General features: G+C 68.3%; 12 protein-coding genes. 3 read left to right on the top strand and 9 right to left on the bottom strand.

What is annotated here, in order from left to right; translation table 11 throughout:
* Positions 1 to 74: 74 nt before the first annotated feature.
* Positions 75 to 731: a DUF2278 family protein gene (locus AB0L64_RS09195; RefSeq protein WP_363709404.1), complete on the top strand. Its 657-nt coding sequence runs from the start codon at positions 75 to 77 to the stop codon at positions 729 to 731.
* A 7-nt stretch (positions 732 to 738) separates the two neighbouring features.
* On the opposite strand, the gene groL is transcribed toward AB0L64_RS09195, so the two are convergent.
* The 9 genes from groL to AB0L64_RS09150 form a co-directional block, all read right to left on the bottom strand.
* Positions 739 to 2,430 carry a chaperonin GroEL gene (gene groL, locus AB0L64_RS09190; protein ID WP_363709402.1) on the bottom strand — a complete coding sequence of 564 codons (1,692 nt, stop codon included), beginning with the start codon at positions 2,428 to 2,430 and terminating at the stop codon, positions 739 to 741.
* 15 nt (positions 2,431 to 2,445) lie between these two features.
* Complete coding sequence (locus AB0L64_RS09185) at positions 2,446 to 3,471, bottom strand: NAD(P)-dependent alcohol dehydrogenase (RefSeq protein ID WP_363709400.1); 1,026 nt, start codon at positions 3,469 to 3,471, stop codon at positions 2,446 to 2,448.
* Positions 3,468 to 4,184 carry an iron-sulfur cluster assembly protein gene (locus tag AB0L64_RS09180; protein ID WP_363709398.1) on the bottom strand — a complete coding sequence of 239 codons (717 nt, stop codon included), beginning with the start codon at positions 4,182 to 4,184 and terminating at the stop codon, positions 3,468 to 3,470. The genes AB0L64_RS09185 and AB0L64_RS09180 overlap by 4 nt, the downstream gene beginning before the upstream one ends.
* On the bottom strand, positions 4,184 to 5,227 hold the full coding sequence (locus AB0L64_RS09175) for an amidohydrolase family protein (protein ID WP_363709397.1): 1,044 nt from the start codon (positions 5,225 to 5,227) through the stop codon (positions 4,184 to 4,186). Before AB0L64_RS09175 ends, AB0L64_RS09180 begins: the two co-directional genes overlap by 1 nt.
* A 15-nt stretch (positions 5,228 to 5,242) precedes the next feature.
* Positions 5,243 to 5,617 (bottom strand): propane 2-monooxygenase effector subunit MimD, encoded by a 375-nt coding sequence (mimD, locus tag AB0L64_RS09170; RefSeq protein WP_363709395.1) that lies wholly within the window; start codon positions 5,615 to 5,617, stop codon positions 5,243 to 5,245.
* Positions 5,614 to 6,801: a hypothetical protein gene (locus AB0L64_RS09165; RefSeq protein ID WP_363709393.1), complete on the bottom strand. Its 1,188-nt coding sequence runs from the start codon at positions 6,799 to 6,801 to the stop codon at positions 5,614 to 5,616. The genes mimD and AB0L64_RS09165 overlap by 4 nt, the downstream gene beginning before the upstream one ends.
* Positions 6,798 to 7,835, bottom strand: a complete 1,038-nt coding sequence (locus AB0L64_RS09160) for a 2Fe-2S iron-sulfur cluster binding domain-containing protein (protein WP_363709391.1) — start codon at positions 7,833 to 7,835, stop codon at positions 6,798 to 6,800. The genes AB0L64_RS09165 and AB0L64_RS09160 overlap by 4 nt, the downstream gene beginning before the upstream one ends.
* A 19-nt stretch (positions 7,836 to 7,854) precedes the next feature.
* Positions 7,855 to 9,507: a hypothetical protein gene (locus tag AB0L64_RS09155; protein ID WP_363709389.1), complete on the bottom strand. Its 1,653-nt coding sequence runs from the start codon at positions 9,505 to 9,507 to the stop codon at positions 7,855 to 7,857.
* Between the two features lie 85 nt (positions 9,508 to 9,592).
* Positions 9,593 to 9,838, bottom strand: a complete 246-nt coding sequence (locus tag AB0L64_RS09150; protein WP_359923003.1) for a hypothetical protein — start codon at positions 9,836 to 9,838, stop codon at positions 9,593 to 9,595.
* 239 nt (positions 9,839 to 10,077) lie between these two features.
* Here AB0L64_RS09150 and AB0L64_RS09145 point away from each other — a divergent pair, with 239 nt between their 5' ends.
* Together AB0L64_RS09145 and AB0L64_RS09140 are read left to right on the top strand one after the other, a co-directional pair.
* Complete coding sequence (locus tag AB0L64_RS09145; protein WP_363709387.1) at positions 10,078 to 11,808, top strand: GAF domain-containing protein; 1,731 nt, start codon at positions 10,078 to 10,080, stop codon at positions 11,806 to 11,808.
* 157 nt (positions 11,809 to 11,965) lie between these two features.
* Complete coding sequence (locus AB0L64_RS09140) at positions 11,966 to 13,645, top strand: ubiquinol-cytochrome c reductase cytochrome b subunit (protein WP_363709385.1); 1,680 nt, start codon at positions 11,966 to 11,968, stop codon at positions 13,643 to 13,645.
* The last annotated feature ends 51 nt before the right edge of the window (positions 13,646 to 13,696 follow it).

Genomic DNA, 13,696 nt, shown 5'->3' with positions numbered 1-13,696 from the left:
CCCGCTCGGGCACAGTGCGTTCTCCCTCCATCACGGTCATGATGGAGGGAGATTCGCGCGGTGGGGGAGGGGCTATGCCTTTAGCGAGCTATGGAGTCGTCGTCGGTCGTCTGGTGCGGTTCGCCCGTGAGGATCCCGACGACTTCGGGTCCTGGTACCACGGGAAGATGTACATCGCCGCTCCGGCCGGTGAGTACGAGTGTGCGGTGGATGTGTCGACGCCCAGCGGGGTGCCGGTCCAGTACCGCGAAGTACGCAACCTGAATCCGCAGCTGTTCGCGTCGACGGCCGCGTTGAACGACGGGTGGCACCTGCTGGCCAGTACGCCGACGTCCGGCGCCCTCGACTACATCAGATCGCCGTTACTGCGGGGCTCCGGTGGGTGCGTGACTGTTGTCTACGACCCGCTCTTCGCCTGGCTGAACGAGATCTTGAAGTCTCCCAGGTTCGGCTGGATCGACAGCACCGCCGACAACGCACTGAACCTTCTCGAGCAGCGCTTGCTCGGATGCGAGCGCGTGTATGTGTTCGGCGCGCCGTACTCGACCGGCCTCGGCGTGCACGACATCCACTACAACCAGGGCGACCCTCCAGGCCCCTTCCAGCATCTCGACGGTATCTGGCAGGACGGCGGCACCGTCATCCAACGTCCCGGCGGCGAACTGACCGCCGTCCTGACCAAGTTCAAACCACAGTCCCTCACCACCGACGGCAACGGCCTCCCCTTGTGATCACCTCCTATGCGACCGAGGGGCCGAGGCCCAGGGACTGGGGGGTGCTGGAGTCGGGGGAGGGCTGGTGCAGGCCCTCGTCGAGTGCGCCGTACTCGGTCATCAGCGCGGGGCTGCCGCCCCACGGGGTCTGCTCCTCGGCGATCAGGGTGTTGGTGGTGAGGAGCAGACCCGCGACCGAGGCGCCGTTCTGCAGCGCGGAGCGGGCCACCCGGAGCGGGTCGATGATGCCCATCGTGAGCATGTTGCCGTACCGACCTTCCAGGGCGTCGAAGCCGTCGTCGACGTCCATCGCCGACGTCCGCTGCAGCACTTCGGCGCCGTTGTAGCCGGCGTTCGCCGCGATCAGGTACGCCGGTTCGCGCAGCGCCCGCCGGACGATGTCGACCCCGGTCCGGTAGTCGCCCTGCACGTCCAGGCCGTCGAGCGCGGAGGCGGCATGCAGGAGGGCCATGCCACCACCCGCGACGATGCCCTCGGCCATCGCGGCCCGCGTCGCGGACAGCGCGTCCTCGACCCGGTGCTGCAACTCCTTGAGCTCCGCCGGTGTCGGCGCACCGACCCGGATCACCGCGACCTTCCCGGACAGCGCGCCGATCCGCTCGGTCAGGACGTCCTCGTCGACGCCGAACGTCGCCCGCTCCAGCTCGGCCCGCAACTGCGCGACCCGGAACGCGACCGCCTCCTCGTGGCCCGAACCGGCGACGATCGCCGTCCGGTCCGCGTTCACCCGCACCTGGTCCGCGCGGCCCAGCTGGTCCAGCGTCATGGTCTCGAGGCTGAAGCCCGAGTGCCGGCTGTAGACCGCGCCCCCGGTGATCGCGGCGATGTCCTCCAGCTTGTGCAGCCGCCGGTCCCCGAACCCCGGCGCCTTCACGGCGACGCACTGGAACAGCCCGTTGACGTGGTTGTGCACCAGCATGCTGAGTGCCGTGCCTTCGAGGCTCTCGGCGATGATCACCAGTGGCCGCGGCTCGCGCATGATCCGGTCCAGCAGCGGCATCACCTCCTGGACCTTGGTGATCTTCTCGCTGCACAACAGGATGTAGGGGTGGTCGAGAACCGCCTGCAGACTTCCCGGGTCGGTCACCATGTACGGCGACAGGTAGCCGTTGTCGAACTCGAAACCCTCGACGAAGTCGACGGCCATCCCGTGCACCGACGACTCCTCGACCGTCACGATGCCGCCGTCGCCGACGGTGTGCAGGGCTTTCGCGATCACCGCGCCGACCACGTCGTCGTCGTTCGCCGAGATCGCGGCGACCCGCGCGTAGTCCTGCTCGGTGACCACCGGGTGCGCGACCTCGCGCAGCCGGTCGACCAGCTTGCCGACGGCCAGGTCGATCCCCCGCTTCACCAGGACGGGGTTCCCACCGGAGCCGATCGCGGCCATTCCCTCGCGGATGATCGCCTGCGCGATCACGGTCGCGGTCGTGGTGCCGTCGCCGACGATGTCGTTGGTCTTGATCGCGGCTTCCTTGACCAGCTGGGCGCCCATGTTCTCGAACTGGTTCTTGAGGTGGATCTCCCGGGCGATCGTGACGCCGTCGTTGGTCACCACCGGCGACCCGGTGATCTTCTCCAGGATCACGTTGCGGCCCTTGGGGCCGAGCGTCGACTTCACCGCGTCCGCGAGCTGGTCGACCCCGGCCAGCAGCAGATCACGGGCGTTCTCTCCGAAGCGCAGCTCCTTCGCCATGACGTCCCTCCAGAATCACGGAACCAGAATCGCCCGGCCGCGGATGCGGCCGGCGTCGAGATCGGCGACCGCTTCGGCGGCCGCGTCGAGCGGGTAGGTCCTGGTGTGCAGCGTGACCTTCCCGGCCTGGGCGAGTGCCATCAGCTCGGCCAGTTCGTTGAACGTGCCGACGATGTTGCCGACGATGTTCCGTTCGGTGGAGATGATGTCCAGGGTCGGGATCTGCACCTGGCCGCCGTACCCGATGACGAAGTACGACCCGCCCCGGCCGGTCATCGCGAAGCCGTCCTGCTCCGCGCCCTGCTCGGCGACGAAGTCCAGGACGACGTGGGCGCCGGCGCCGTCGGTCAGACCGAGCACCGCGTCCACCTGCTGGCCGTCGGCAACGACCGTCTGGTCGGCGCCGAGCTGCTCGGCGAGCTTGAGGGCGTCCGGGTTGCGGTCGACGACGATGATCCGGGCCGCGGTGAGTGCCGCCAGGCACTGGACGCCGATGTGCCCGAGGCCGCCCGCGCCGATCACCACACAGGTCGTCCCCGGCGGCAGCAGCGGAATCGCCTTGCGCACCGCGTGGTACGCCGTGATGCCGGCGTCGGCCAGCGCCGCGACGTCCTGCGGCCGGGTGCTCGGATCCAGCTTGACGCAGGCGCGGGCGGAGGTGCGGAGGTACTCCGCCATCCCGCCGTCGCTGTCGAGTCCCGGGAACGTGCTGTTCACGCAGTGCATGTCGTCCCCGGCGCGACACGCCCTGCAGAGCCCGCAGGTAGGCGTCGGGTGCAGGATGACGGTGTCGCCGACCTGCACGTTGGTGACGGCGGAGCCGATCTCGTGCACCCAGCCGGCGTTCTCGTGGCCGATCGTGTACGGCAGCTTCGGGTGCATCGCCGCGTCCCACTGACCCTCGATGATGTGCAGGTCGGTACGGCACACGCCGGCGCCGCCGATCTTGACGACGACGTCGAGCGGCCCCTTGACGACCGGTTCCGGTACGTCGTCGACCACTGGCTGCTGGTGGTATCCGTGCAGTCGAACGGCCTTCATGACGATTCCTCCTCGCCCGCACCGGACTCGGCGTACCGGTGCTTCAGCATTCCTCGACAGATGCCTGTGTTGGCCTCGATCCCGGTCCGGGTCAGCCGGGCCAGCCCGAGGTGCCGGGCCGCGGCGTCCACGGCGATCGCCGCACCGGTGCCGACGTCGACGAGCAGCGGCGCGTTCGGACCCACCGGCAGCCCGAGCTCGGCCCGGCGGCGCAGCAACCGGTCGAGCTCGGGCGACGGCGGCACGTCGGCGATCGCCAGCCGGGCGACGCCGGCCGGATCGATGCCGGACGCGACCAGCGGGCGGCAGACCTGATCGGTCCCGGCCAGCACCGCCTTGGCGACGAACGTGCGGCGGAGCTCGTCGAGCTCCGCCGCGGCCTCACCGTCGAACGACGCGACGAACCCGGCCCGGGCGGCCACGCCGGCGTTGATCTGCGCGGCCGCGAAGTGGTCCTCGAGCGCGACCTCGACCGAGCGCACGGCGGGTACCGCGGAGACCACGTCGTACGCGTCGGCGACCATCAGGAAGGCGAAGTTCGGCGCACAGAAGTACGTCGGCAGCCGGAGCCGGACGACCACGTCGCCGGCCGCCGACACGACGCAGGTGGACACGAAACCCAGCGTCGTGATCGGCTCGTCCAGTTCCGGGTCCCGGACGGCGGCCAGCGCGTCCAGGACCCGGTCCCGCCCAGCAGTGACAACTGCCGTCATCAGGACGCGACCAACTTCGAGTCGTCCTGCGCGGCCGGCGTCGCCTCCTTCAGTTGCAGTTCGTCCGGCACCTTGAGGTCGTACAGCTTGGCGGCGTTCAGCCCGAGGATCTTCTTCTTCCCCTCGACCCCGAGCCGCGGGTAGTCCGCGAACTCCGGCTCGTCGGGCAACTCCCAGTCCACGAAGCCCTCGACCTGCCACTTCGGCTCCCAGATCCCGTAGTCGCTGCCGAACGTCATCTTGTCCTCGCCGACCCAGAACAGCAGCTCGCCCATCACCTTGGCGAAGAACCGCGGCCGGGCGTGCATCAGGCCGCCGATGACGACCGACAGACCGGCGTACACGTTCGGTTCCTGGGTGGCCATGAAGCAGAAGTCCTCGATCCGCGGCAGGCCGACGTGCTCGACGATGAAGTTCAGCTCCGGGAAGTCGGTCGCAGCGTGGTCGACGTCGGAGACGTCGAACGCGTCCTTGTCCAGCGGCCAGATCGTCGGGCCCTTGTGGACGTGGATGTTCTTGATCCCGAGCTCCTGCGCCTTCTCCAGGTACCGGTACGCCGCGGTGTCGGTGAGCTTGTAGCCGCGGGATCCCGCGTTCCACTCGGCCGTGTAGAGCTTGACGCCCTTCGAACCGTACCGGTCGACGTTGTGCGCGAGCTCCTCCAGCCCGGCGTCGCCGTCGCGCGGGTCGAACCGGGTGTTCAGCACGAACATCCCCGGGTGCTTCTCACCCAGCGTCGCGTTCTGCTCGGTGGTGTTGAACCCCTCCTTGTACCACTCCTTCAGGTACGTCGGCTGGAAGATCGCCACGTCCACGTAGCCGTCCTCGAAGACGTCCCTCATCAGGTCGTCCTCGGAGTAGCGCATGAACTTCTCGATCGGCCAGTGCGTGTTCTGCGGCGCCAGGCTCATGTACGCGTGGAAGCACTCGATCCAGCCTTTCGCGTACTGCTCCGCGCCCGGCACCCAGTTGTCCGGTGCCGCGTTCCAGAAGTGCATGTGGCTGTCGACCACGAAGTACTTCTCACCGTTCTTCTCGTACACGAGAGACCCCCTCTGTCAGGTGGATGCGGTCAGGTCGAAACCGATGTAGTCGGCGGCGTCCTCGGGGTTGGCGAACAGGATCGTCCGGTCGTCCAGGTGCACCATCCGCCCGTAGTGGGTGGACATGTTCTCCTCGAACTCAGCCTGGTCGAAGTAGCCCGGCTCCTCGCCGAGCGCCTCGGACACGTCGTCGTAGACGACCTCCATCCTGCCGATCGCGTCGACCCGGATCATCGACGGCAACGGCGTCACGGTGACGTTCTCGTAGGCCTTCATCACGTCCGCGACGACAACGCCGACCTGGTTGTTCATCAGGGTGAAGCCGCACTTGTTCGACGCCGTGCTGTCGGACTTGAACGGGCTCTCGACGACTGCCTTGAGCGTGGTCACTGTGCCAACTCCTTCGGTTCGGTGAGGCCCAGCGCGGTGACGATCCCGCTGAACCGGCTCTTCGCGCGGTCGAGTCCGTCCTCGAACCGCGGCGGTTTGGCGTCCGGCTGCGACCACAGCGGCTGCAGCGTCCGGGCCGCGGCGAGGGCCTTCGCGGTCCACGAGCCCAACCAGCCGGCCAGGATCGTCTTGTTGTGGTCGGCGAACTCCCGGTCGTTGGTCAGCAGCTCGAACATCGCCGTGGTGTAGCGCAGGTCGCGTTCGGCGAAGTCGTACTCCGCCGCGCCGATCACGGTCGGGGTGACGAAGTCGCCGTTGCGCGGCGCGGCCTGCTGGACCAGCTGGCTGCGGAACAGCTCGCCGACCAGCGGTTCGAACACGACGTTCGCCGCGAAGATCGCCTCGCACCAGTCGTCGATCGCCGTGAGCCCCTCGGCGACCTCGCGCACGCCCTGCCAGACCGGGTCGTTGTTCCAGGTGTCCAGGTGCGCACTGCCGTCGAACCCCTCGATCTCCTCCGACAAAGTGAGGTTGTAGAGGGCGAGGTCCTGCGCGGCGCGGATCCGGTGCATGCTGTTCACCGAGATCGCGTTGTTGTGCATGTTCGTGGGCGCGCGCCGGTTGGCGTTCGCGAACAGGTACAGACCGAGACCGTGGTCGACGTGCATCCAGGCGCCGATGTGGTGCTCGACGAAGCGCACCCAGTTCGCGTTCCACTGCTCGAAGGCCTTCGACTGGCGGGCCGCCTCGACGTTCTGGGTGACCTGCCGGACGACGTTGGAGTTGTAGCGGTAGAGCGTGAGCTCCCACTCCTCGTTCGGGTCCCGGAACTCGTGCCAGCCGGTGGCCGGCCATTCCTTCACGAACAGTCCGCCGGTGCCCGGCCCGCGCTTCGGCGCCGGCTGGTCGGAGCCCCAGGCCTTCAGGGCGGTCCAGTCCATCGGGTAACCGCCGCGCCCGTCGGAGAACCCGTACAGCCAGCCCTGGCTGAGGTAGTGCCGCGGATCCGGCTGGACGTCGACCGTGACGTCCTCGTAGTGGCTCTGCTTGCGCTTCTGCGGCCTGTAGTAGTTGTAGTGCCGCAGGGTCGAGTCAGGGAACTCGCGGGCGCCCGCCTCGGCATCGGTGAAGACCGGCTTGGGGACACTGCGTTCGGTCTTGGGTGCGTCCTGTGTGGTGGTCATCGGCTTTCTGCCTCCAGCACCTTCGAGTCACCGGCGTCGCCGGTCGTGGTGAACTTGTCGTAGTAGATGTGCTTCGTCGCGACGCCGAGCTGTTCGAGCAGCGGGATCGCCGCCTCGACCATCGGCGGCGGACCGCACACGTAGGCATCCGCTCCGGCCAGGTCGGGCTCGAGCCGCTTGACCACGTCGGTGATCAGTCCGCTCTCGCCGTCCCAGTCCGCCTCCGACAGCGCCGGGACGTACCGGAACCGGGGCAAGGTCTGCTCGAGCGCCCGCAGCTCGTCCTCGAAACACAGGTCGAGCTGCGTGCGGGAGCCGTAGTAGAACGTCGCCGGCCGGTCGATGCCGCGCTCGGCCATCGACCGCAGCAGCGCGAGGATCGGCGCCATGCCGGCCCCGCCGCCGAGGAAGACCAGCCGGGCGTCCGGGTTGTCCCGGAGGGTGAACACCCCGAACGGCCCGGTCAGGTCCAGGCGGTCGCCGACCCGGAGACGCCGGTCGAGGAACTCCGAGAACAGACCGCCCGGGTACACCTTGATCACGAACTCGAGCAGGCCGCTGTCCCGGCTCGACGTGTTCGCCATCGAGAACGAGCGGCTCGCGCCGGTGCCCGGCACGGAGATGTCGACGTACTGCCCGGGGAAGAACTTCAGCTCGCCGGACACCCGCAGCACCAGGTGCCGCAGGTCGTGGGTCACCGGGGTGATCGCCACGACCTCGGCCGTGCGCTCCTGGATCGGCAGCCCGGAACGGATCATCTCCTCGTCGTAGTTCAGCAGCTCGATCGTGAGGTCCTCGAAGGCGTGCGCGCGGCACAGCAGCGTGTAGCCCTCGTCCAGTTCGTACTCCGGCAGCGCGAAGGTGGAGTAGCGGTCCAGGTCGATGTCCTCACCGTCGAGGACGAACGACTTGCAGGACGCGCACTGTCCCTCCTTGCAGCCGTGCATGAGCATCACGCCCTGCTCGGCCGCGGCGCGCAGGATCGTCTGTTCCTCGTCGACCTCGATCTCGATGCCGACCGGTTCGAACCTCACGACGTGCTTCATCAGGCGATCAGGCTTCAGCCGGGGCGGGACGGCCGGCGGGACCACCCTTCACGTAGCGGGCGGCGAACGCCGTACGCTCGTCGTCGCTCATCTCGTTGAGCAGCACGTTCGGGCTGGCCAGCGGCGGGCACTTGCGCAGATGGTCCAGCGTCCACATCTTGTCCGGGTCCAGGTCGAGGTGCGGCTGGGCGACCATGGTCTTGCCGTCGTCGCGGACGAAGCCCATGTCCGACACCACGTCGGCCCAGTTCCAGCCGTGGTACAGCGTCTCCCACTCGCGGTGACCGATCAGCTTGCCCATGTTCGGCGTCTGCCGGCCCATGTAGGTCGGGCGGAACGCGGTCTCGTCGGTCCACTTGCACATCTCGTGGCAGTACGTCCGCCACTGCCCGTCGACCTTCGCCATCACCATGTCCTCACGGACCAGGCACGGCACCATGCACGTCCAGCACCGGTGCGGGTACTCGTAGTCGACGTCCTCGAAGACGATCGGCTTGTGCCCGTTCGGCCGGGACAGCCGGTTGTAGTTCTCCCACCACTTACCGTACTTGTCGTACCAGCCCGGGTACTTGTACTCGAACCACTCGAAGTCCTTGTCCGTCATCGGGTCGATCCGCCAGTAGTTGGCGAGCCAGCCGGTGGCGAAGAACTGCGCGACCTCGTGCACGTAGCCCTTGTTCCAGATTTGGTTCCAGGCCTCCTCGATCAGGTCGTGCGGGATCTCCAGGCCGTACTTCTCCAGCGGCACCAGGTAGCTGCGGTAGTAGTCGTCGTAGATCCAGCGCCGCCACATCTCGGCGTACGACTCGCGGTCCTTGCGGCGGTCCTTGGTGCCGTACTCGATGAAGGTGCCGATCGCGGCGTCGACGACGCGGTGGTTGTTCCACCAGGCGTACCGCAGGTCGCGGGCGAGCAGCTGGTGATTGTCCTCGTCGGCGAGTGCCATCAGCAGGGTCGCGTACCCGTTGCTGATGTGCCGGGACTCGTCCGACTGCACGGAGTGGAACACGGTCGGCAGCAAGTAGTCGCCGTTGGCCGCGGCCTCGGCCGGCATCGCGACGAACAGCGTGTTGGTGAACGCGGTCTCGGCCACGATGGTCAGGTAGATGCTGGCCGCCGTGATCGCGTCACCGGTGATGAACCCCTCGGCGAACTGCCGGCCGATGGTGCCGCAGTAGTCGCTCTGGAAGTTCCGCAGGCTCGAGTTGAAGCCCGCCGGATCGATGTAGTTGTTCATGTACAGGCGCTTGAGGTTCTGCTGAATCGTCGAGTGCCGGACCTCGTCGATCATCTGGATCGCCTGGCCGTTGTGCAGCTCGGGGTTCGGTACCGTCCGGAACAGCAGCGGCATCGCCCGGGCCGCGGAGATCTCCGGCAGCGGAATGATGCTCAGGAAGAGTTTCTGCCACTCCAGCCAGCGTTCCTGCACCTGGCGGAACATGTTTCCGCGGATCGCGCCGTCGGCAGCACCGTAGACCCGGTGGTCCTTCTCCTCCTGCATCGGGAAGTACGACCGCAGAACCTGCTTCAGCGGGTCCTTCTTCTGCGCCTTGCGGAACGTGTAGTCCGTCCCGTACTGGGAGACCGGCTCGTGGTACGCCGGTTCCCAGGACAACTCCTGGATCTTCTGGTGGGCCTTCGCCACACTCTGGCGACTCATGGCACTCCTCCCGCTCATGTGACCGGCTGTCACCTGCAGTACAGCGCGCTCAGCGGCGGGACGAGGTCCTAAAATGAGACACCCGTCACTGCTCGTCCAGGTAGGCTGCGCGGAGCCTCGCCAGCTCCGCCTCCTTGCGTTCGGCGGTGCGGTGGTCGCCTTGCGGATCGGGCCGGATACCCAAGCAGCGCAGGAGCTCCGCGGCCGGTTCGCCCGGGTGTCCGCCGGGGCCGAGCACGGGGTGCAGACCCGCCTCGGCCAAGTGATCGAAGACCAGCCGGACCACGGTCCAAGGGTTGTACGACTCCTGCCGCGAGACATCGTTGTCCATCGGAACCTCCGTGGTCGCCTGTTGGCATCACAAGCCCGTGGCGCCGCGATGGCTGTCTCATTCTGAGACATCGCGGGTGGCCGGCTGCACTATTCTCGGAAGGGGATGACTGGGCGGGGGCCGTGCGGATCGGCTGCAGCCGCTCAGCGGCAGGAGGTTCCGTGGACGAACACGCGCCTTCGGCGGGAGAGAACCAGCGAGCAGCTGCGGCCCGCCTGAACTTCCTGACTCTCGATCCCGTGAGTTCGCAGGACGTCCGGCCGCCGATCCTGGCCTCCTGGCAGCGGTCGCGGCGCTGGAACCTGCCCGCGGACCGGATCACCCTGCCGTACGTCGCGGATCCCGAGCTGGACCTCCCGTTGACGCGTAGCGCCCGGCCCGTGCTGGAGCGGCTGCACGAGAATCTCGACGGCCAGCCGATCAGCGTGATCCTCACCGACCGGACCGGCCTGGTCCTCCAGCGGCTGACCGCCGACACCAAGCTGGCGCAGCACCTCGACAGGGTCTCCCTGGCGCCGGGCTTCAGTTACGCCGAGCAGTTCGCGGGCACCAACGGTATCGGGACAGCGCTCGAAGGCGGCGGGCCGATGCACGTGTTCGGTCACGAGCACTACGCGGAGGACCTCGAGGAGCTCGCCTGTGCCGGCGTACCGATCAAGCATCCGGTGACCGGCAAGACGATCGGCGCCATCGACCTCACCTGCTGGCGCAAGGACGCCGGTTCGCTGCTGATGGCGCTCGCCAAGACGACCGCGGAGAGCATCCGGCGGGCGCTGCTCGACGACAGCTCCGCCCGGGAGCTGCGCCTGCTGCGGGCGTACCTGCAGAGTTCGCGCCGGCTCGGTGACATGGTGATCGCGGTCGACGACGATCTGTTGCTGATGAACGCCAAAGCCGGTCAGGCCCTCGACGCCGTCGACCAGCGGGCGGTGCTCGGGCACGCCGCCGAGATGATGAACCGCGGCGCCCCGGAGGCGATCGTGACCGAGCTGCCGACCGGTACCCGGGTCCGGATCACGTGCCGGCCCGTCGCCCCCGGCGGTCGCGGCGGCGCAGGGATCGTCCAGGTCAGCCCGCACGCGTCCGCGAGCGGCACCGGCCCGCCGGCCTCCGGTCATCGCCCGCCGCCGCGTCCCGCCCTCCCGGGACTCGTCGGCCACACCGCGCCGTGGCTAGGCAGCAGCCGCGACGTCGACAACGCGTGCCGGGCCGGGCAGTGGGTCGTGCTGACCGGCGAACGCGGTGTCGGCAAGGTCGCGCTGGCCCGCGCGGCGCACCGCCAGAACAGCCAGGCCGGCCGGTTCCACGTCGTCGACGCGGCCCGGCTCGGGGACGGCTACGCCGGTGAGCTGGAGGCCGAGCTCGAGGACGACGCGCTGCAGGCGCTGGTGATCCGGCACGCCGAGGCCCTCGACCAGGACCGGGCGCAGGCCACGGTCGAGGCGCTGTACGACGTCGTCGAACGCCGCCCGGCGGAGCCGCCGTGGATCGTCCTCACCCTGACCTGCGACGCGACCGACCCGCCCGATCTCGGCGAGCTGCTGACGATTTTCCCGCTGACCATCGAAGTACCGCCCCTGCGACACCACATCGAGGACATCCGCGAGCTGGTGCCGCACTTCCTCGACCGCCTGAGCCACGGCGAACTGACCTGCGGGCCGGACACCATGCAGCAGCTGATGCGCTCGGCCTGGCCGGGCAACACCGCCGAGCTGGGCCAGATCCTGCGGCAGATCGTCGTCCGCCGCCGGCGCGCCGGCGTGATCACCCCCGCCGACCTCCCGGCCCGGCTGCAGGCGACCAGCCGCCGCAGCCTGAGCCAGCTGGAGGCACTCGAGCGCGACGCGATCATCCGCAGCCTGATCGCCAACGAGGGCCACAAGGGCCGCGCCGCCAAGTCACTCGGCATGTCCCGCGCCACCATCTACCGCAAGATCCACGACTACGGCATCCAGCCCCCACCGGTCTGATCCGCGGCGCCCCAACCCGCACGGCACACCTCGCCCGGTGTGACGTACCTGTGCTTGCGCGGCGATGGCCTGCGTGCATCAATTGTGCGTAAGTTTGATGCGACGGGTCCCGGGTACCGGCGACCCGGAAGACAAGCGACACGGCGGGCGGCGGCTGATGGCAGACAAGCAGCTTCCGACGGCGGTCAGGTGGGCTGACGACCGTCTCGGGATCGCGAAGATCGGCAGGAAGAACCTCCGGAAGGTCTTTCCGGACCAGTGGTCGTTCATGCTCGGCGAGATCGCGCTCTACAGTTTCCTGATCCTGGTGCTGACAGGTGTGTTCCTGACGCTGTGGTTCAAGCCGTCGATGGCCGAGGTCGAGTACCAGGGCTCGTACAGCATGCTCAAGGGCCTGCACATGTCGGAGGCGTACGAGTCGGCGCTGAACATCTCCTTCGACGTCCGCGGCGGCCTGCTGATGCGCCAGATCCACCATTGGGCCGCGGTGCTGTTCGTCGCCGCGATGAGCGTGCACCTGTTGCGGATCTTCTTCACCGGCGCGTTCCGCAAGCCGCGCGAGCTGAACTGGCTGATCGGCATCGTGATGCTGTTCCTGGGCGTCGTGGAAGGCTTCATCGGCTACGGCCTGCCCGACGATCTCCTGTCAGGCACCGGCCTGCGGATCACCCAGGGCCTCGTGCTGGCCGCTCCGGTGGTCGGCAGCTACCTGGCGTTCTTCATCTTCGGGGGAGAGTTCCCCGGCGACGACTTCGTCTCCCGGTTCTTCACCGTCCACGTGCTGCTGATCCCGGGGATCCTGCTGGCCTTGATCACGGTGCACCTGTTCCTGGTCGTCTATCACAAGCACACGCAGTACCGCGGTCCCGGCCGGACCGAGAAGAACGTCGTCGGTTTCCCGCTGTTCCCGGTGTACGTCGCGAAGGCGGGCGGCTTCTTCTTCGTGGTCACCGGCGTCACCGCGCTGATGGGCGCGCTGCTCCAGATCAACCCGATCTGGCTCTACGGGCCGTACAACCCGGCCGAGGTGACGGCGGGGTCGCAGCCCGACTGGTACATGGGGTGGCTGGACGGCGCCGTCCGGCTGATGCCCGGTGCCGAGTCGCACTTCTGGGGCGTCACGGTCAGCTGGAACATCTTCCTGCCGGCGTTGCTGGTGCCGCCGCTGTTCATCGGGTTCGTTGCCCTCTACCCCTTCCTCGAGGCGTGGATCACCGGCGACCGGCGCGCGCACCACCTGCTCGACCGGCCGCGGGACAACCCGACGCGGACCGGTATCGGCGTCGCGATGATCACCTTCTACGGCGTCCTGTGGCTGAACAGCGGCAACGACCTGATCGCGACGCACCTCCACAGCTCGATCAACGCGATCACCTGGACCTGCCGGGTGCTGATCGTCGCCGGCCCGGTCCTCGCGTTCTGGATCGCCCGTCGCTGGGCGATCTCGCTGCAGCGGGCCGACCGGGAGCGGCTGCTGCACGGCCGGGAGAGCGGCGTCATCGTCCGCGCACCCGACGGCGGGTACTCCGAGCGGCACGCGGACATCTCGGTGTACGAGGCGTATGCGCTGACCGCCCGCGACCGGGACACCGTGCTCGACGACCCGCCGCCGGCCGACGAGAACGGCGTCGCGCGGCCGCACCGCCGGCGCGAGCGTCTCCGGTCCGCGCTGAGCCGCTTCTACTTCGCCGACGCCGTCCAGAAACCGACCGCCGCCGAGCTCGACGCCGCCCACGCCGACGACGCCGATCACACCGATCACACCGATCACGCCGCCGGGACCGACGGTGTCCGCGAGCTCGAGTCCGCCACGAGCCGGGAGCGCTCCAGGACCTAGCCCGTCGACATGACTATCGTAGAAGGATGCCGAGCCGTCCGAGTGCCGCCC

This window comes from Kribbella sp. NPDC051936, from assembly GCF_040680955.1.
In the GTDB taxonomy this organism is placed as follows: domain Bacteria; phylum Actinomycetota; class Actinomycetes; order Propionibacteriales; family Kribbellaceae; genus Kribbella.
Note: the sequence above shows the minus strand (reverse complement) of the source record. Positions and strands in the feature narration are given on the sequence as shown.